Genomic DNA, 18,580 nt, shown 5'->3' with positions numbered 1-18,580 from the left:
GATGTATCAAGTTTTATCCTGCTATATATTCTCTGCCGTAGCTTCGTATCTATATATTAATTCTCCCGCTGGATCATATTCTTCTGTGAATCTGAAACCCAACTTTTCATATATTTTCTGAGCAACATGGTTACCTGATGTAAAGCTGAGATAAACTGTTCGCACACTGTATTTATCCATGACAATTTCCATCAGTTGTTGCATGGCCGCTGTTCCATACCCCTTCCCTTGATGGCTTGCATCTATAATAATTCTATCTATCCATACATCTGGATTTTTACCAAAAGCGCCATACATGGCAAAACCGACTATACCTTCCCCTGCATAAATTGACACTGGACACCATTCTTTATGAATCTCCGCCTCTGCCAGACACTCATCTACTGTTTCTATGAAATTCTCCTGATTCTCCTTTATTCGTATTCTTTTCACACGAGCAAGGTTATCCGTGTTTATGTCTCTAATCGATATTTCAATCATCTTTTATCTCCTGTTTGAATTTCTAAATATTTGCGTAGAAATAGTAGTTTTTTTGAAACTTGATTCGATGCTGTTACTTCAAGTGATATATTTTGAGTTCTTCATGTACATATACATAATATTACTTCTCAGGCGTCAAAATTGTTCTTTGCACAATCCCTGGACCTATGGAGACATTATGCTCCATCAAAACAAAAGTGTGTCTATCGATTAGAAACCTCCCATCTCCTTGATACTGCACTTGTCTTCCTTCTTAAGTAAGTTCACGCTGCACTGCTTCCACATATTTGGTCTGGTCACTATATCGGTCATCCATTTCTAGAATAATCTGTCCCTGTCTATAACCCCTCAACCGTCTGTAAATAAAGAATCCGAGTCCAATTGCAATCAGTATTATAACGAGCTCCATACTCTTTCTCCCCTTTGAAGTCTAATCATTATTGTGTAATATTACTTGATATTGTCAAGGCAAATTTACAACTGAAGCTCCATCATCAACTGCTGGCCGTATTCTGTTGTTTCTTCATCTATTGTTTCAAATCCCTGCTTTTCCCACATCTTTATAGCGGGTTCATTATCTTTAATAACACTGAGCCGAATTTTCTGTATGCCTCTGTCTTTTACATAAGCAACAGCTTGGTCATATACTTGCTGTCCGATACCTTGCTTCCTATAATCCTGATCGACAACCAGATAGCCTATCATACAAGTGGAAGTATCCGGGTAATTGAATAGGATATCCAGAAACCCGATGAGGTTCTGTTCTTTATGGATGCCATACACTTCTTTATTTTCGATATTTACACCCGGTGGTACATCCAATAGGAACTCCTCTTCAACTTCACTGAGGGACGGAATCCTGTTTACATAGTCGCTGAAGTGATCTGTATTCCTCATTATAAGATTGTAAAAGAGATCAGAACCCTTCTCCCTGTTCAATTGTTTTAAAAGTAACACTCAAACTCCTCCTGATAACGTTAATTCGTATTGTATTATTCGATCATTGGTTCCAATATGATTTTCTATGACTACGCTTTGTATCTCTTTAAAACCAAGTTTTTTCAGCATACCTCTTGAACGGACATTTTCCTCCTGTGTTTCAGCTTGGAAAGTCGTTATTCCTAGACTTCTAGAGACATTTTCTATTGTATGTAGCAGAGCTTTCGTTCCAATCCCTTTTCCCCACAGATCGCTCTCACCTATCGCAATTCCTAATTCAACTGTATCTTTCTCTATGGCTGTCATATCGACATATCCCACTAGTTTGCCTTCAAATTCTATACCTTTTCTGGTGAAGTCCTTGGACTTATTATTTATTTGACCCATCTACCATTCATGCATCTCTTCTTCACTTCTACTTAAATTTCATTCATTTGCCAAGCAGAACTTCTGATCTTTACTCCACTCGATCACATACCTGAAATCTGAAAGCCGTATTGACCTAAGTGATATCTTGCAGGAAGAAATTTGATCATTCATAGACCCACCCCCCTTTGTAGTGCTAGATAACAATGTAATTCAACCTAGCATGATGATGATTCTTAACCTTACATCAACTTGTACATATAGTATTCGTTGACAGGTTCTCCTTCTATCATTAGCGAATGTATCTTCTCCCCTTCCAAGATGAACCCCATTTTGCTGTAAAGATTGAAAGCGGGTTGATTGTGTTTGATTACAGTCAGCTCCAACCTAGTAATTCCATGATTCCTGGACCAGAAGAATATTTCTTCAAAAAGCATGGAAGCAATCCCTCGGCCTCTATAATTCTTATCTACACCTAGCACTAGATAGGCAGAATGCTTATTTCTGTTAAGATTACCTCTGAAAGCGGCAATGAATCCTATTAATGATTCGTTTTCAACAGCTACAAGAAAATGATTGGACGGATTGTCAATCATGCGAGCAATTCCCTTACGCTGGTTTTCTACACTCGTTTGCCTTTCTCCCGGATCATAGAGCATGTAGCCTGTATCATCGAGCTGCTTATTCAATTCGAGAAACTGCTCTGCATCTTCCTCTTTCAACTTTCTGATATGCATTATATCTGCTCCTCTCAATCGTCTGCCTTCAATTCATTAAGTCGCTTTACTTCTTTAAAAATATTCTTCTACTTAAATAGGCTTTTAACCTCTAATGCGACTTCTCTAGGTATTACATTAATGGAAGATAGTCTATCGATATCCATCCATACTGGTATGTATATTCCTCTATCTCTTTCTTCGTCTATATACTCTTCTCCTTGTCCTGAACCAAATGTTCCACTAATGATATGGGCTAGGAAAAAGAACTGGGTTCCGTCAAAATCTATTTCTGATATACATTTATCGACCTTTACATCTACGCCCAACTCTTCAAATGCTTCTCTTTTTGCCGCTTCTTCCGGTTCCTCTCCGGCCTCTATTCCACCGCCAGGAAAAACGTAATAAACAGATTGATCTCTTATTCTTTTAATCAGTGCAACCTTATTCTCGTCTTTCACTATTATTACTGAGCCCCTATTTCGCATTGTTTGGACCTCTTTCTCATCAGCGCTGATTATCCAGCATTATTATTTCTGAAAATTGAGTTTTATTTTGATATAATTGTATCATACTAAAAACTTACATAAATGATAGATTGGATCTTTCTTATTAGTTTCTATGTAATTTCATATACTTCAAAGAAAGGAGTGCTTATCATAGTCAACTCACCGCCAAAACCCATAACCATATCGGCTTTTAAATATGATAATCGACTCCACTACTCGTGGGATACTCAACTTATTGAAGAGACGGAGAGGTATGTACTAGTCAATGGCCAAGCTGGCAGACAACTGGCTCATCATACGAAGAATAAAATCTTCGTATGTTCTACGCCGTCCTTAGAGTATTTTTCACTGAAAGATGCATTCACGGTGAATATAGATATTCATCCTAATGGGAACCTGGAATACTACTGCAACATTGCATTGCCCCCTGAATATGAGGATGGTAATGTCAGCTTTATCGATCTGGATGTCGACATTGTTAAAATCCCGGGTGAAGATTGGAAGATGGTCGACTACGATGAATTTATTGTGAACAGTCGTCTTCTAAACTACCCAGAGGATATCTTTCAATTTGTGGAGCATTCCGTAGATAAATTGAAAAGCAGAATTGAAAAGCAATCTTTCCCATTTGATGGTTTTTTTGATGCTTATATTGATGAAATCATAATCAACCAAAGTACATCAGAAGGGAGACAGCTATGAAAATATATAGTTTCAGAAAGTCAGAGGGAGAGAAAATCACTCATTTAAATTCGAACTTCATTCTCAATAGAATTTTAAAGACTGAAGAGATGGCGCAGATCGGTTGTTTCTATTTGGAAGCGAATGGAGTAATCGGTTCTCATGAGGCTGCAGTACCTCAAGTACTGCTTGTTGTTTCGGGGGAAGGTTTTGTCCGGAGTGGAGTGCAGGGAAGTGTAACTGTCGAGGCAGGTGATGCTGTTTTCTGGAGCAAGGGAGAGGAACATGAGACGTCTACAGAGACTGGCATGACCGCGATAGTAGTCGAATCACCGGAAATTGACCCGGATGCCTATATGTCTTTGAAGGAAATATAAGGAGAAAATCATATGTGCTTTGAGGTATGTCATTCTGTTAATGAGTGGATGCGAGGGTTCGAAGGATGCTGGTGCATTGCGGGTGGCTGGGCGATTGATCTGTATTTAGATAAACAAACAAGAGCACATGATGATATAGAAATCATGATATTTCGTGAGGATCAGCAAATACTGAAGCATCACTTGAATGATTGGGAGATCTGTAAAGTGGAAGAAGGAGAACTATCAACATGGGGACATGAACATTTGAAACTTCCCATCCACGAATTGCATGCCACTCATAAAGCTACCGGTCAAAAGCTTGAAATACTACTTAATGAGAAAGATGAAGAGAATTGGATATTCAGAAGGGACTCCCGGGTTACAAAGCCTCTGAACGAAATCATTAATTTCTCAATAAACAGCCTTCCCTATTTAAAACCTGAGATTGTTCTTCTGTATAAAGCAAAATCAATTGGTTCAAAAGATGTTCATGACTTCAATGAAGCTGTCTCTGTTATGGATGATGATCAAAAGAAATGGTTGAAAGAAGCACTAAAGATTCATTTGCCCCAATTACTAGACGGGGCGGCTTGCCCCGGAAATTGCTGTCTATAGCATTCACAAGGGCCCTTGAGAAGGGAAAAGATGTCTCCCGAACAACCATGGCTTTGGCTATTCTGAAGACATCCCTTAAATTTGAGGTGCACAGTGGCTTTGTCCTTCGCAAAAGATGGGTATAAGTCCCGGAAAAAGTCGCTCAATGTCAGTGTTAAAAATCAGAACGAGCATTAAAATAATTTCCATACGTTTCATGTCTATCATAGTCAATTACTATTTGCCCTGCAGAAATAAGCTTGAAAACCATAATCCAGCAGGGATGGTCATCCAGAGTAGTAAGCTGATCAGTATGATCACTACATATGAGGTGTTCTTTAAATCACTCCGATAAAAGTAAGACGATGCTGACAGTGCTCCAATCGCCCAGACCGGCACGACCAAAAAGAACTCTGGTGCTACAAACCTTTTATTCGTATAGTTTTCGGCAATGGTCCCTTCTGCAAAGAAAAATGCAATAAAGATGGCGATGATTCCACAAAGAATGATGTTTCCCCAGACGATCGTCGCTTTCAACTCGATTCCCCCTATTTCTTAATTTTACCATACAGTTTTCAGATAATTTAAGTACACCAATCAATTCCCTGCTCAATAGCAAGCGAGAATATCGTATTTGTCCAAATCCAATTACTTGGTGTCGGACGTGTTCCAAGTGCTATGCTATGAATAGTAGAAAATAAATAAAAGAGAAAGGAAGATGAGCATGAAGGTAGCAATTATTGGAGCAAACGGCAAAGTGGGAAGTCGTCTAGGACAACTGCTGGCTGAACGGGGTGATGAGCCTGTTGGCTATATCCGCAAAAAGGAACAGGCGCCTGACCTGGAAGCACTGGGAATGAAGACGAATGTTGCTGATCTGGTTGAAACTGATGTCGCGGAATATGCTTCCATGCTGGAAGGGACGGACGTGCTGGTATTTGCTGCAGGTGCTGGTGGCGCTGGTGTGGATGCAACCAAAGCTGTAGATGGTGAGGGTGTGAGTAAGATGATCACTGCAGCTGAAAATGCGGGAGTAAAACGGTTCCTGCTCGTTTCAGCGTTCCCGGATGCTTGGAGGGACAAGGACATGCCGGATAGTTTCGAGTTCTACATGAAAATGAAGCGTAAGGCTGATGCGGGGTTGGCGAAGTCTTCATTGGATTGGACCATTCTACGTCCAGGTACACTGACAGATGATCCTGGTACAGGGAAAGTCAAACTTGGACCCGTCATTCCTTATGGCCAGGTCTCAAGGGATGATGTGGCCGCTGTACTTGCCGAGTTGATAAACAATGATGAAACAGCCAGGCTTGTGCTTGAATTGACTGAAGGAGCAACGCCCATCCAGGAAGCTGTAGCAGACCAGAACCGTCCATTGCAGTAATCAAATATAGGATTAGAATCTGCCGTCTAATGAACAACTTTCTGATGCGTGCTATGCCTTCATCTGATTTATGGGCTTTCGATATAGCCTCACACTATATCGAACCATGAATTATCAGTATTATTTTACAACGGCATATCATGATAAACTTGCCTTAATCACAAAGACGAGGTTATTAAACATTTTAAACCTTCTCTTTGAATTAAAGGAGGAAGTTCATATGAAGCGCAGTTTGGAAGAAAGACTGAAGGACGGTCCGGTAATTGCAGGCGAAGGGTATCTATTCGAGTTGGAACGGAGAGGGTATTTGCAGGCAGGATCTTTTGTACCGGAAGTGGCATTGGATAATCCGGAGGCACTCAAGCAGACGTACCGCGACTATATGAATGCCGGCTCCGATGTCGTACTGGCTTTCACCTACAACGCCCACAGGGAGAAAATGCGGATCATCGGCAAGGAAGACCTTCTGGAACCTTTGAATCGAAATGCCATCCGGTTGGCTAAAGAGGTGGCGAAGGAGCATCCAGTGGAAGAAGCATTGGTCGCCGGCAATATCTCCAATACGAACATATTCGATCCCGACAACCCTGAATCCAAAGACCAGGTCAGGGCGATGTTTGCAGAGATGGTCCAATGGTGCAAGGAAGAGGATGTTGATTATATCAACGGGGAAACATTCTATTACCATGAAGAAGCAGTCATTGCTCTGGAAGAGATTCAAAGGCTGGAAATTCCAGCTGTCATCACGATGGGACTCATGGGTGAGAATATATTGAGAGATGGCTTTACGGTAGAGGAATCCTGCAGGATACTCGCTGAAAAAGGCGCGCTGGTGGTCGGGATGAACTGTTTCCGCGGTCCAGACACTATGCAGCCCTATCTTGAGAAGATACGTGAAAAGGTGGATGGCTACGTCGGCGGACTGCCGATTCCCTACCGTACTACAGAAGCACATCCGACCTTTTTCAATCTGCCGGATGGTGGATGCAGTTGTCATCTGCCGCTTGAAACGACCTTCCCGACTTCGCTCGATCCGCTCTACCATAACCGCTATGAACTTGCAGAGTGGGCAAAGAAGGCGCATGCTATCGGTGTGAACTATATCGGATTGTGCTGTGGTGCCTCCCCTGCCATGCTTCGGTCTGTTGCGGAAGCTGTCGGAGTGGAAGCAGTCAATTCAAAGTATTCTCCTGACATGGAGAAACACTTCCTGTTTGGTAAAGATGAAACACTGCAGAAACATAATCTTGACTACCGTACAAAAGCTTAAGCAGAAAATAGGACATCCAGTCGTACGTATAGAATGAAAATGAAGCAATAGGCATGTTTCCTGTAGCCGCAGGAAACATGCCTTTTAATTTTGTTCTGATTATTTCATTCAAATATATCACTTCAGCTGCAGATCTGTTAAACACGTACCATCTCCGTCGAAAGTGGAGAAATCATGCTCGACATGTTTGTCTTCATAGCTGATTTCTATAGTATATTCCCGGTCTCTCGGCAACCAGAAGTCCATAAAACCGTTCTCGAGTGTCGTCAGTGTCTGATCGATATGAACCTCGCCTTGATCATCTATAATCTTTACATCCATTTCTTTATCTGCCAGTTCACCCTGGCATCCAATCAGATTATGATGTTCGCACGGATGTGTATATGTAAGATAAGGGGCGATCGATACAAAGAATTCATCTTCGGGAAGATCATGGATCTCCTCTTCTCCGCCGTCCTGAACGACAAGGGTTCGATCGTTTATCGAAGCAGATTCTACAACATTACTGGCGCTCAGCTGTGATACGAACTCTTTTATACTTGTTTCATCTGAAGCTGAATCGTTGCTGCATCCTGTCGATACAATCATTAAGATTGTTAAAACCGACATCAGATATTTTTTCATTTATATCCCTCCTCAATTCAATTATACCAAGCAGATTCAACTACGTTTCTAGGGACTGTAACAATTATATGAATTATGAGCGTAGAGACGTATTCATAACAATAGCCAACTCATTCTCCAATTTTTTTTCGGAAGACCTTAATTCTTTAATAATATTCTCATAGTCTTCTTCATTTCGATTTTGACTTAACTTATACGCTGCCTGGACTTCATCGACTTTAACTCTGAAGCCGACGATACCTTTAACTTGCTGACGAGTAGTTTCAGATAAATTATCCCATGTTGCGCCCTTTTCACGATGACCTTCATAACTGTTTAACAAAATTATTAAATCTTCAATCAATTCTTCTTCGCTAAGAATCTTACCAGTTCCATATAAGTGTACACTTTGATAGTTCCAGGTAGGCACATTTTCATCTTTATACCATGTTGAAGAGACATAGCCGTGTGGACCTTGAAACATGACTAGAACATTTTCTTTATCATTCATTGTTTTCCATTGCTGATTCCCTTTTGCAAAATGACCGGAAACATATAAATCCCCTTCTGTTTCCTTAATATTGACAGGTACATGTGTTGCAATGGGTCTAGTCCCGTCATATGAGACAATTGTTGCAAATGAGTTTTCTCGGATGAAGCTTTTGATCTCATTGAAATCATGTACTTGATAGTATTTTGGAATGTACATAGTAGCTCCTCTCTTCAACCCTTTAAAGATTTACTCATAATTATATCAATCTGACGATCATCACCCATATAAAAAGCGTGTTCATCTATTTGCAGAAATCCTAATTTCTCATAAAAACGAATTGCATTAGTATTCTTCTCCCAGACACCCAGCCATATTTTTTCACGGTTTAACTCTTGAGCAAGATCCAGCACTTGATTGAACAGTTGCTTTCCCAATCCTTGCTTTTGAAACTTATCTAATACATAGATACGCTCTATTTCCAGGCTATTACCTTTCATCTTCTCTGTCTGTGCGTCTTCAATATTTACTTTTAAATACCCTGCCAAACTGTTCTGATAGTAAATGAAATAGAAGTATGAATGCGGATTTTCCAATTCCTTGAGCAGTTTTCCTGATGTAAATGCCGTACTTAAATAGGCGTCGATATTTTCTTTTTTATTTTGTGGCCTGAAAGTTTCATCAAATGTGGCATAGCTTATTTCCTTTAATTCAGATAGATCTTCAATTGTACATTGTCTGATCATTATTTATCCCCCTTTTAATACTCTCTTTTATATCCTTTTTTCACACGTAGCCAGTCGTGTGAAATATTATCTTTAACTCTTTCTAATAATCCTACTAAGACATCAATTTCCTCTTCGGTTAATCCTTGTAGAGCCACAGCATTGGAATGTTCATTTTCGCGGATTATAAATGGATAGATCGCTTGCCCTTCTGCAGTAGGAAACAGTAACTTGTTTTTCTGATTATTTGGATCTGTTTTTTTGATGATTAATCCATTCTTCTCTAGATTTTTAATAGCTCGCGCAGTAGTTGTTCTATCAATTTTTAAAATCTCCGCCAATTTTTCTTGAATCATTCCAGGGTTTTCACAAATTCTTACGAGATAGACAAACTGCCCTTTTGCCAGATCAAGTTCTTTGAACTCTATGTTGCTGATTGAATCGAGTGCTCTGGATATTATGCCGATATTCCTTAGTATATCTTTCATAGCCTCTCCTTTTTGTTGCAAATGCAACATAATTTATAAGACTACTATATCATATTTTATTGCATTTACTATAAAAAATATTTCCAATTCTATCATTTCTGATGATTATAGTTGGTAAAGTTGGAAGGCGCTTCTCTGGGATCATAGACCCCCTCCTAGAAGAATTACAAACAGCTTAATATGTTGGATATCTGCGAGTCCCCTACCGAACACGTCCCTGATTTTCTGAGCTTCCTCTTCAAACATATCGATCCGCTCTTCTCTATAGTCTTGAACCTCAAATCTCATCACAACTCACTTCTTTGCTCGTTTTCTTGTATTAATATCTTTGCATTCTATCCTTTATTCATTCAAGAGAACGCTTACTTCCAAAGAGGATCAAATCCCTTGAGCCTCAAGGGCTCCAGGCCGAATTATCTTTCTATTAGGACTATGAGTAAATGAGTTGAAATTTGTTACCACTCCCTTTATTATGAATCAGCGGCATTCAAACGAATTATAAGGAGGGTTATTGAAATGATAAAAAAAGGGCTTAACAAAATCAATTTTGAAAATATAAAAATACTCATGACGCCGAGAATTACGCTTCAGACGCTGCTCAACATCGCAGCTGTCATCCTGGGGGCTTTCCTGTTCTCTATCGGAGTCAATCAATTCATGATTCCAGGAAACTTGGGGGACGGTGGTGTATCGGGACTGGCGATCATCATCCTGTATGCATTTAATATATCACCTGCCATCTCCACGTTGGTACTGAACGGCATCCTGCTTATCATCGGTTTTAAATTTCTGTCCAGACGTGGCATGTACTATACGATATTTGCGGTCATCATGATGTCAGTATTCCTCGGAATCACAGATTCATTTGTCATACAGACGGATGAAATCATGCTCAATGTCATTTTCGGTGGCCTTTTCCTTGGTCTCGGTAATGGTCTTGTCATCCGCATCGGTGCAACGACGGCTGGTTCGGCCATACTGGGACGAATCGTCAACAAGTATACGGATATAAAAATTGCGAATGCCATCCTGGCATTCGACCTGATGGTCATTACAATCGGCCTGACGGTACTGACGATCGAGCAGGTGCTGCTCACTGTCGTCGCAATGTATATCAATGTAAAAGTCATGGACTTCATGATAGAAGGTATGAATCCGAAGAAAGCTATCACCATCGTTTCCCAGAAACCGGAAGTACTAGGTAAGCTGATCAACAGTGAAATCGGCCGCGGTGTAACGATGATGAACGGTAAAGGATTCTATTCCAGAGAAGAGAACGACATTCTGTATGTCGTCATCAATAAATCCAAATTGACCCGGCTGAAACGTCTGATCAAGCACTACGATGAAAATGCATTTGTCGTCGTCAACGATGTAAACAGCGTACTCGGCAATTCCATCGCATAAATATGTAAAATAAAAACAGGGTGCAGCATCTCTCAAGAGATTTTGCACCCTGTTTTTTTATATTTCGATATCCCAGTTCTCTTTCTCTTCCTGGCGCATGTTCTCGGCCGTATCTTCAGGAAATGCAGTACGGAACTTGTGGTGGTCCTTCGGAATGATTTCCACCATCTTATCAATCATCAGCTGCGGATCATTCTGCTGATCGAGCCCCTGCTCGCTTTCCTTGAGATTTTCGACGGAAGTGTAATGCTTGTCGGGATCGAACCATTCCCATTTCTCCTCCACTGCACGCTTGTTGAAGCCCGTCTCGAATGGGCCCGGGTTGATTGTAGCAACCTGTACATTGAATTCTTCAAGTTCCTGGCGCATCGACTTGGCGATGGCTTCCAGAGCATGCTTGGAAGATGCATAGAGCCCTTTGTAGGCAGCTGCCATGGAACCGGCCATGGAAGACATGAATACGATCTTGCCCTGGCGTTTCTCCACGAAGTGTTCTGCAGCAATGCGGGCCGTTTCGAGTGTACTGAACACGTTGACCTCGAACAGTTCACGCAGTGCAGACATCGGCACTTCCCAGATGGGTCCGCCCTCATTGACCGCTGCATCAGCGACGAATATATCATAGTCATAGTGCTTCATACGCTCACGGTCTTTCGCATTCGTAATATCCATCTTGAAGATTTCAATATCCACACCAGCCGCTTCCGCCGCTTCCATCAGCCCAGTCTTCTGCGGCAGATTTTCAACACTGGCAATGACCTTATGGCCTTCCTTTGCCAGCCCGATCGCCGTGCCCTTCCCGAGACCTGAACCGGCGCCTGTGATCATGATTGTTTTACTCATTTTATAACTGTCCCCTTTTTCGTTAATGATACTCTACTCTTCCCATATAGAGTGGTCATAAACGTAAAAGGATGATGCAGGGCAACTTGAAATCAACCGGTAACGAGTTCTTTTTCCGTGTTCACTTCTTCAGTCGGCAGATCCACTTTTCCAGGTCGGACAACGAACGCACTGATCAGCGTCGCAATGACGAAGAGTCCCATGATGACATAGAGCAGTACGTTATAGGATCCTGTCTGAGCGAGTACGAATGTCGCCAGCTGGTTGCCGGTCAGTCCGGCAATTGCCCAGGCAGAGAGTGCCAGTCCGTGTACTGTGGAGATCGCATGCAGACCGAAACGATCGGCCAGAAGCGGCGGCAGGGATGAGAATCCACCTCCATATCCCGCATTGACGATGCACAGCAGTGCGATGATGAAGAATATTGTGATTGTACTGCTGACGCCATTGAACACGAGCGGCAGTACAATCGCTGTAATGGATGAAATGAAGATGATCTTATAGATTGAGTTGCGGTCCCTAAGCTGGTCACCGAGCGCCGAAAACATGAGTCTACCCCCTGCATTGAAGATTGCCGTCAATGCACTGACAAGGCCGATGGCGCCGAAACCGATGAATACAAGAATGCCCTTCTCCTGGGAAATGAGTGCGAGCCCGCAAGTAATATTCAGATAGAACATCAGCCAGATGCCGATGAATGTTTTATTTTTCAACACTTCCATGTAGCTGAAGCTTTGGCTCTGTGCGACTGCTTCCGTATAGCCCGCCGGCTTCCGGATCAAAAGGTGTCCAATCAGCATCATCACCATATATGTACCTGCCAGAATAAAGAACATCGTATAGATGTTCGCTGGATTCAAAAGCACGCCTTCACTGTTGCGTGCGCCAAGCAGCTGCTCGATCCATGGGCTCGCAATTACTTTCGCCAGACCGAATCCCAGCACCGCAAGACCCGTCGCCAAGCCCTTCTGTTCCCTGAACCAGAGCATCAAAGTCTTCACCGGTGTCAGATAGCCGATCCCAAGACCGATACCCATGACCACACCGTAGGAAAGATAGATGCCCATCAACGACTTCTGATAGATGAAGAACCCTGTACCCGCCATGCCGGCAACAAAGAACACCGCCGCAAGTAGGGAAGATTTCCGAATATCCTTTTCAACAAACCTGCCACCAAACGCTGCAGACATGCCCAGTACGAAGATGGCGATACTGAACGCCCACTCCACATCACCCACACTGCTTCCGATGTAGGCGGCAATGTCCCCCTTGAACAAGGACCAGCAGTATACCGTACCGATGCTGCAGTGGATCAGGAGTGCAGGCAGCACAGCCCGTATCCATTTATTATTCAACCTATCCATATGACAATTCCTCCAATACACATTAAAATACGAACAATAAATACAATAGTAACATAAATGTCCGTATATATTATTATTATTTTAGAAAAATTATATTTTTTTCGTCTCTTCTAGCATTATAAACGAATGTTAGTAATAATTATGTCTATTCCTTTAGTTTAACAGTTGATTGCCGCAATTAAGGGTAAAGAGAGAGTGAATTAAATTTGAGAGGATGAGTAGATGAATAAAGTTGCAGTTGTTACAGGTTCTGCCGCTGGTCTAGGTAAAGGTATCGCATTACAGCTCGCGAAAGATGGATTCAAAGTTGTCCTGCAGGATATCAACGAAGATGCGCTGAAATCGACTGAGAAAGAGTTCAAGAACGAGGGGTATGAAGTCGTATCCGTTGCTGGAGATGTATCGAAGCGAGACAAGCATACCGATTTTGTCAAAGCAGCAGTGGATAATTTCGGCCAACTGGACGTCTACGTCAACAACGCAGGCATCGATATCGTTGCCCCATTCATCGAGACCACGGAAGAGCAGATGAACAAGATCTTTGCCATCAACGTCAATGGCGTCATGTTCGGCACACAGGCAGCTGCCAGACAGTTCATGGATCAGGGCAGCAAAGGTAAAATCCTCAATGCATGCAGCATCGCAGGGCATGAGTCATATGAAATGCTCGGCGCCTACTCCGCAACGAAGCATGCCGTCAAATCTCTGACGCATTCCGCTTCAAAAGAATTCGCCAAAGAAAACATTACAGTGAACGCCTACTGCCCGGGTGTAGCGAAGACCGAGATGTGGGATCGCATCGATGCAGAAATGGTCAGATACAATGACGATATGGAACCAGGAGATGCATTCAAGGAATTCTCCGGAGCCATCTCACTGGGCCGCTATCAGGAACCCCAGGACGTCGCCAATCTCGTCAGCTTCCTCGCATCCGACAAAGCCGACTATATTACCGGTCAAGCCATCGTGACAGATGGCGGACTTGTGTATAGATAAATCGCTTTTATAGCCAATACTCCCTGGAGTCGACTTTCTGACTGCAGGGAGTATTTTATAATCTATTCAATTATATATCTCAACACCTTACATACTTCCGTTTGAATCCGATTCTGCCCTTCTCCACCTGCTTCATGATGTTTTCCTTGGCATCAAGCTTGGCGGGCTTCCTATTCTCCCGATGCATTTCCACTATGCCTACTTTTTCCGATGTCTCCACGGCTTTCTCATGAAGTGGCTTGAATGAGGTGGCGACGGTGTAGATGAAGTTGTTCATCGACGCCTTCATTCTATCAGGGGCACTGTGGATTTCATTTTCCACGCGTTCCAGCATGACGGCAATCTTCTCTTCGGAAAACTCATGGTCCTTGCGGCTGCCGAGCAGCCAGCAGTAGCAGCTCCATCCGGCTGACATTCTGAGGTCCTCCCCGCTGTCGATCCACTTGTCGGCGACTTCCTGTGCAATATCCGCTTCCGCCAGTGTCACTGCGACGACGTAGTCGGACAGCATATAGAAGTATGCCTGATCCATCCAGCGATCATAATCGGCCTCTTTCATGCCATTCGGCTCTGCAATGATCCCTGCGAAGTACATGGCATCATAGTTGCCCGTGTCGTACAGCTGATCCGCAAGTGTCTGGTCCGTCCTGATCTCTTTTGCCATCGGCTTCATAGCCCCCGTAGCGACACCGTAAAGCGGTTCCTTTGCACCATTCGACATATACATCTTCTTTGTCCGTTCCTTGCCCAGATGCTCAAGGTTCTCCATTACCGTTTGAAAATCCATATCCATCACCCCTCTGCTGTATTCCTTTCAATTTTATCATTTTAAATGCAAAACAACTCATTTTGCCATTGAAACTTTTATATATCAATTCTCAAACGTTCGTATTTAATCGAACATATGTTCGTGTTATAATATGAATACGTTCGGGTGACACTGTAAGATAGGATGCACACCAGGCATCCTATGACATTGGAGGTCAGATCATGTTCTATAACCTGATTTATTTTAATGAAAACCTATACGACACCTACTACGCATTCGCCAGTGCGGGCCAGGCTGTCGAGTTCAAAGAGATCGAATCCCAGACGGATAAAGGGGCGCAGCTGGGGTTCGACAGTACGCAGATTGGTCTTGGCAAGTCTTCTGTCATCAAGGGGGAAATCATCAGCAATGCGCCGTCGAAACTGATCAGTCTCGAGCGGAGCCTTGTGCATAATGACTATTTTGTGGATTTCGAAGCGGGAGATGCGTTCAGGGAGATCGAGGATCTGAGCAGAAGAATGATCTTCCGGGCGACACTGCCGCTTAAAATACATGAAGCGTTCGATATGTATGAAGTAACCCGCCTCATGAAGTCAAAGCTGCTTGATGCAGGACTGATGGGATCGACTTCAGACGATGCGGATCTGTTCAATATGGTCTTCGACTTCGATAAGGTGAAGCTGCCCGTCTACAACAATGACATGGATACGCTGATCTTCAGCAAGCTCCATCGTGACTGTCTGCTGATCGAGGAAAATGAATTCGATGAGCTTGAGGAGGATAATATCGTGCTCGCCAAGGTGAAGAAGACCTATGACGGTGCGGTCACCCTGTTCGACCCGCTGAAGGATTTCATGAATCTCGACAGCAACACGCGGAAGATCATGGAGAGTGATATCGGAGGCCACAAGCAACTGCAGCCGATCTACCATGATACCAATGCGATAGAGGTCGAGATTATTGCCATCTACACATAGAAAAGCCTGGCTTACGAGCCAGGCTTCACTGTTGCATATTATATTTTATCGTACTTTCTATCCGTTTTTGGTGCCTCTTCTGCGTCCACATCTTCATGACCCAATTCTTCATCAGCAATATTGTGCTCGTGATCGGTGTGAGCATCTCCACTAGCCAGATTCGCCCTTGAACCTTCTGCCATGCCGGTCGCGTCACCGTAGGAATTGTCTATCACACCTTGATTACGGTCACGATCTGTCGCTGCATAATCATCTGTCGCGCGTGTTTCGGCACCTTCCTCAACACCGGTGGCGTCACCATAGGAGCTATCAATCACGCCTCGATTGCGATCACGTTCCGTGACAGCAGTGTCATCTGTTATACGTGTTTTGGCACCTTGCTCAACAACCGTTGCATCATCGTGGGCAGTGCCAGGCGCATCTGTATCGCGACCTGACGCACTATCAACATACAGAATGATTTTATTTTCATCCAGTGCCTGTCTGAACTCTTCCTCTTCCCCTTCGGTCAGAGCGTTGTCATTCACTGGCTGATCGCGTGTGTTTTCTCCTGTGAAGAACGAAACGACTTTATCCCATGGACTGCCTTCGGAACTTCTGAGATTGACGTCTGAATAGTCTCCGAATGCACCGCCTACATCAAGATCTCTATTGGCTATGATTGTGATATCACTTTCGTCTACACCTTGTGATTTCAGCTGATCGATTCTTTCTTTGACTTCTCTTTCATCAACAAATGTTTCCATTTTTCTCATGACAAGTCCTCCAGTCAGATTTGCTGATTATTCATGATACCGAATCAGAATGTTTCAGCCTGTTTTTTGTATATTAGATTATTCCCTTGTAGCAGCTTGACAAACATATGCAGGTCTCATCCATCAGAACTCCGCAGATAGGAAAGCGAGCGAGGGCACTGCCAGCTGTATCAGAAAAGAAATCCCGGCTCGAATGAGCCGGGATTCCCGTCATATATTATATTCTGCCGTCTCTTCTCTGGTTGTCCCGAAATCCATCACTGAGAGTTTCGTCTTCATCCCTCAGTCCATCTCTGTCTTTTCCAGATGTCTCATCGATGTCCACCTCTTCGTGTCGTACTTCTTCTGAGACATGCGCCTTATCTTTGACTTTGTCTTTCTTGATGACGACCTCTTCGGAAACGACGCTTTCCTTATCCACATTAACACGCTCTTCATTTACCGGGATTCTGATGGAATCTTCACCTTCGATGAAAGCCGAGTCGTCTGCTGGCCTTTTGTCATCTACCGGACGCCGCTCGACTGTGACTTCGTCACGTTCTACAGGGACATCGAACTCCTGACGCTCTGTTTCGACGTGCTTATCGACATCCACCTCACCCGTCTGGACGTTTTCCTTTTCAAATCTCAGACGTTCTTCACGCAGTGCCATCGTCTCTTCATCGGATGCAGTATTGCGATCACGCCCAGTGGCTGCATAGTCATCGTTTGTCCTTGTATCTGCAACACCTGATACACCGCCAGCGTCGGCATAGGAATCATCCGTAAGACTTGTGTCGCGGTCGCGCCCAGTGGCTGCGAAAGCACCGACTGTACCTGCTGTAGCGCCTTCTGAAACGCCGGTGACGTCGCCATAGGAATTATCTACAACACCTGTGTTGCGTCCGTCCGATGGTTCATCATCGACGTAAAGGACGATTTTATTTTCATTCAGTGCCTGTCTGAATGATTCTTCTTCCTCGGCCGTCAGCCTCGCATCATTCACCCGCTGGTCCTGCGTGTCTTCTCCTGTGAAGAATGATACCACTTTGTCCCAAGGGCTGCCTTCGGAACTTTTGATATTCACATCGGAATACGCGCCAAACGCACCACCTACATTAAGATCACGGTTGGCAATGAGTGTCATATCGTTTTCATCTACACCTTGTGATTTCAGCTGATCGATTCTATCTGTGACTTCTCTTTCATCAATAAATGTTTCCATTTTTCTCATGATTAGTCCTCCAATTGATTTCATTGATCAATCACTTTCAATTACCGAATCAGGATGTCCCTCTACTGGTGTCTCGGTTAGTAGATATGTACCCCGACCACAACGTAACAAACATATGCATTTCTCATTCTTTATATAAGAATAGCCTGGCTTCCCAGAGCCAGGCTGTTATCACGTCATCCTATATTCCGTCGCCTCTTCTGTCGACTTTTCCCTTTTCATTCGATTCGTCAATCGAATCGTAGGACGTTCTCTCAACAAAGTCGCTGCCGGTGTCTACAAACATATCATCTGTCACTCTGTTGCCGAGGACGTGGAGCAGAATCTTATCGTTGTCCAGTGCCTCCCTGTATTCCCTTTCCTCGTCCTGTGAAAGTTCCAAGTCATGGATGACGTGTTCTTCGTTGTCTTCTCTCGAGAAGAATGATACCACTTTATCCCACGTTGTCCCTTCGGAATTCTTGAACCTTACATCGGAGTAGTCGCCTAGCGATCCACCAGCGTCTAATTTTTTCCGGGACACGACTGTAATTTCATTTTCATCCACACCATGACTTCTCAACTCATCTATTCTGGCTATGACTTCTTCCTGGCTATTATAGGTCTCTATATTATTCATAATCAGCCCTCCAGTAAAATGTGTGTCATTTTA

At 43.3% G+C, this 18,580-nt stretch carries 25 protein-coding genes; 8 read left to right on the top strand and 17 right to left on the bottom strand.

Features of this window, described 5'->3' with window-relative positions:
- Positions 1-21: 21 nt before the first annotated feature.
- From J4760_RS12115 to J4760_RS12090, 6 genes are all read right to left on the bottom strand, one after another.
- Positions 22-480, bottom strand: a complete 459-nt coding sequence (locus J4760_RS12115; protein ID WP_237605881.1) for a GNAT family N-acetyltransferase — start codon at positions 478-480, stop codon at positions 22-24.
- A 253-nt stretch (positions 481-733) separates the two neighbouring features.
- Positions 734-889 carry a hypothetical protein gene (locus J4760_RS12110; protein WP_237605880.1) on the bottom strand — a complete coding sequence of 52 codons (156 nt, stop codon included), beginning with the start codon at positions 887-889 and terminating at the stop codon, positions 734-736.
- A 65-nt stretch (positions 890-954) separates the two neighbouring features.
- Positions 955-1,437, bottom strand: a complete 483-nt coding sequence (locus tag J4760_RS12105; RefSeq protein ID WP_237605879.1) for a GNAT family N-acetyltransferase — start codon at positions 1,435-1,437, stop codon at positions 955-957.
- Positions 1,438-1,806 (bottom strand): GNAT family N-acetyltransferase, encoded by a 369-nt coding sequence (locus J4760_RS12100; protein WP_237605878.1) that lies wholly within the window; start codon positions 1,804-1,806, stop codon positions 1,438-1,440. It abuts the gene before it with no gap.
- 221 nt (positions 1,807-2,027) lie between these two features.
- Positions 2,028-2,522 carry a GNAT family N-acetyltransferase gene (locus J4760_RS12095; RefSeq protein WP_237605877.1) on the bottom strand — a complete coding sequence of 165 codons (495 nt, stop codon included), beginning with the start codon at positions 2,520-2,522 and terminating at the stop codon, positions 2,028-2,030.
- Between the two features lie 68 nt (positions 2,523-2,590).
- Positions 2,591-2,989 (bottom strand): NUDIX domain-containing protein, encoded by a 399-nt coding sequence (locus tag J4760_RS12090; RefSeq protein WP_237605876.1) that lies wholly within the window; start codon positions 2,987-2,989, stop codon positions 2,591-2,593.
- A 102-nt stretch (positions 2,990-3,091) separates the two neighbouring features.
- Between J4760_RS12090 and J4760_RS13275 the strand changes: the two genes are divergently transcribed.
- Genes J4760_RS13275 through J4760_RS12075 form a run of 3 tightly spaced genes read left to right on the top strand, consistent with a single transcriptional unit; the run spans position 3,092 to position 4,665 of the window.
- Positions 3,092-3,712, top strand: a complete 621-nt coding sequence (locus J4760_RS13275) for a DUF402 domain-containing protein (protein ID WP_255695450.1) — start codon at positions 3,092-3,094, stop codon at positions 3,710-3,712.
- Complete coding sequence (locus tag J4760_RS12080) at positions 3,709-4,068, top strand: cupin domain-containing protein (protein ID WP_237605874.1); 360 nt, start codon at positions 3,709-3,711, stop codon at positions 4,066-4,068. The genes J4760_RS13275 and J4760_RS12080 overlap by 4 nt, the downstream gene beginning before the upstream one ends.
- 12 nt (positions 4,069-4,080) lie before the next feature.
- Positions 4,081-4,665 (top strand): nucleotidyltransferase domain-containing protein, encoded by a 585-nt coding sequence (locus J4760_RS12075; RefSeq protein ID WP_237605873.1) that lies wholly within the window; start codon positions 4,081-4,083, stop codon positions 4,663-4,665.
- Positions 4,666-4,881: 216 nt separating this feature from the next.
- On the opposite strand, the gene J4760_RS12070 is transcribed toward J4760_RS12075, so the two are convergent.
- On the bottom strand, positions 4,882-5,181 hold the full coding sequence (locus J4760_RS12070; RefSeq protein WP_237605872.1) for a hypothetical protein: 300 nt from the start codon (positions 5,179-5,181) through the stop codon (positions 4,882-4,884).
- 187 nt (positions 5,182-5,368) lie between these two features.
- Here J4760_RS12070 and J4760_RS12065 point away from each other — a divergent pair, with 187 nt between their 5' ends.
- Both J4760_RS12065 and J4760_RS12060 read left to right on the top strand, forming a co-directional pair.
- A complete protein-coding gene (locus J4760_RS12065; RefSeq protein ID WP_237605871.1) occupies positions 5,369-6,028 on the top strand; it encodes an SDR family oxidoreductase in 660 nt (219 codons plus the stop codon).
- Between the two features lie 220 nt (positions 6,029-6,248).
- Positions 6,249-7,298, top strand: a complete 1,050-nt coding sequence (locus tag J4760_RS12060) for a homocysteine S-methyltransferase family protein (protein ID WP_145288712.1) — start codon at positions 6,249-6,251, stop codon at positions 7,296-7,298.
- Positions 7,299-7,415: 117 nt separating this feature from the next.
- Here J4760_RS12060 and J4760_RS12055 read toward each other — a convergent pair whose 3' ends face one another.
- The 4 genes from J4760_RS12055 to J4760_RS12040 all read right to left on the bottom strand — a co-directional run bounded on the left by J4760_RS12055 (position 7,416) and on the right by J4760_RS12040 (position 9,604).
- Entirely contained in the window at positions 7,416-7,922 is a 507-nt protein-coding gene (locus J4760_RS12055) for a CueP family metal-binding protein (protein WP_145288715.1), read from the bottom strand.
- A gap of 73 nt (positions 7,923-7,995) precedes the next feature.
- Positions 7,996-8,610, bottom strand: coding sequence for an FMN-binding negative transcriptional regulator (locus J4760_RS12050; protein ID WP_237605870.1), 615 nt, complete (start codon positions 8,608-8,610; stop codon positions 7,996-7,998).
- Between the two features lie 14 nt (positions 8,611-8,624).
- Positions 8,625-9,137 carry a GNAT family N-acetyltransferase gene (locus J4760_RS12045; protein ID WP_237605869.1) on the bottom strand — a complete coding sequence of 171 codons (513 nt, stop codon included), beginning with the start codon at positions 9,135-9,137 and terminating at the stop codon, positions 8,625-8,627.
- A gap of 14 nt (positions 9,138-9,151) precedes the next feature.
- A complete protein-coding gene (locus J4760_RS12040; RefSeq protein ID WP_145288723.1) occupies positions 9,152-9,604 on the bottom strand; it encodes a MarR family winged helix-turn-helix transcriptional regulator in 453 nt (150 codons plus the stop codon).
- A gap of 567 nt (positions 9,605-10,171) precedes the next feature.
- On the opposite strand from J4760_RS12040, the gene J4760_RS12035 reads away from it, so the two are divergent.
- Positions 10,172-11,011 carry a YitT family protein gene (locus J4760_RS12035; RefSeq protein WP_237605973.1) on the top strand — a complete coding sequence of 280 codons (840 nt, stop codon included), beginning with the start codon at positions 10,172-10,174 and terminating at the stop codon, positions 11,009-11,011.
- 57 nt (positions 11,012-11,068) lie between these two features.
- Here the strand turns inward: J4760_RS12035 and J4760_RS12030 are convergent, their stop codons facing one another.
- Positions 11,069-11,854 (bottom strand): SDR family oxidoreductase, encoded by a 786-nt coding sequence (locus J4760_RS12030; RefSeq protein WP_237605868.1) that lies wholly within the window; start codon positions 11,852-11,854, stop codon positions 11,069-11,071.
- 92 nt (positions 11,855-11,946) lie between these two features.
- A complete protein-coding gene (locus J4760_RS12025) occupies positions 11,947-13,218 on the bottom strand; it encodes an OFA family MFS transporter (RefSeq protein WP_237605867.1) in 1,272 nt (423 codons plus the stop codon).
- A 222-nt stretch (positions 13,219-13,440) separates the two neighbouring features.
- Here J4760_RS12025 and J4760_RS12020 point away from each other — a divergent pair, with 222 nt between their 5' ends.
- Positions 13,441-14,214 (top strand): acetoin reductase, encoded by a 774-nt coding sequence (locus J4760_RS12020; RefSeq protein WP_145288736.1) that lies wholly within the window; start codon positions 13,441-13,443, stop codon positions 14,212-14,214.
- A 79-nt stretch (positions 14,215-14,293) separates the two neighbouring features.
- On the opposite strand, the gene J4760_RS12015 is transcribed toward J4760_RS12020, so the two are convergent.
- Positions 14,294-15,001, bottom strand: a complete 708-nt coding sequence (locus J4760_RS12015; protein WP_237605866.1) for a DNA alkylation repair protein — start codon at positions 14,999-15,001, stop codon at positions 14,294-14,296.
- A 203-nt stretch (positions 15,002-15,204) separates the two neighbouring features.
- Between J4760_RS12015 and J4760_RS12010 the strand changes: the two genes are divergently transcribed.
- On the top strand, positions 15,205-15,960 hold the full coding sequence (locus tag J4760_RS12010; protein WP_237605865.1) for a hypothetical protein: 756 nt from the start codon (positions 15,205-15,207) through the stop codon (positions 15,958-15,960).
- A 38-nt stretch (positions 15,961-15,998) separates the two neighbouring features.
- Here J4760_RS12010 and J4760_RS12005 read toward each other — a convergent pair whose 3' ends face one another.
- The 3 genes from J4760_RS12005 to J4760_RS11995 form a co-directional block, all read right to left on the bottom strand.
- On the bottom strand, positions 15,999-16,715 hold the full coding sequence (locus tag J4760_RS12005; protein ID WP_237605864.1) for a general stress protein: 717 nt from the start codon (positions 16,713-16,715) through the stop codon (positions 15,999-16,001).
- A gap of 217 nt (positions 16,716-16,932) precedes the next feature.
- Positions 16,933-17,928: a YsnF/AvaK domain-containing protein gene (locus J4760_RS12000; RefSeq protein WP_237605863.1), complete on the bottom strand. Its 996-nt coding sequence runs from the start codon at positions 17,926-17,928 to the stop codon at positions 16,933-16,935.
- Positions 17,929-18,109: 181 nt separating this feature from the next.
- Positions 18,110-18,547: a general stress protein gene (locus J4760_RS11995; protein ID WP_145288752.1), complete on the bottom strand. Its 438-nt coding sequence runs from the start codon at positions 18,545-18,547 to the stop codon at positions 18,110-18,112.
- Positions 18,548-18,580 lie beyond the last annotated feature (33 nt).

Origin of the sequence: Salinicoccus sp. ID82-1, assembly GCF_021991715.1 — a bacterium.
Classification (GTDB): domain Bacteria; phylum Bacillota; class Bacilli; order Staphylococcales; family Salinicoccaceae; genus Salinicoccus; species Salinicoccus cyprini.
Note: the sequence above shows the minus strand (reverse complement) of the source record. Positions and strands in the feature narration are given on the sequence as shown.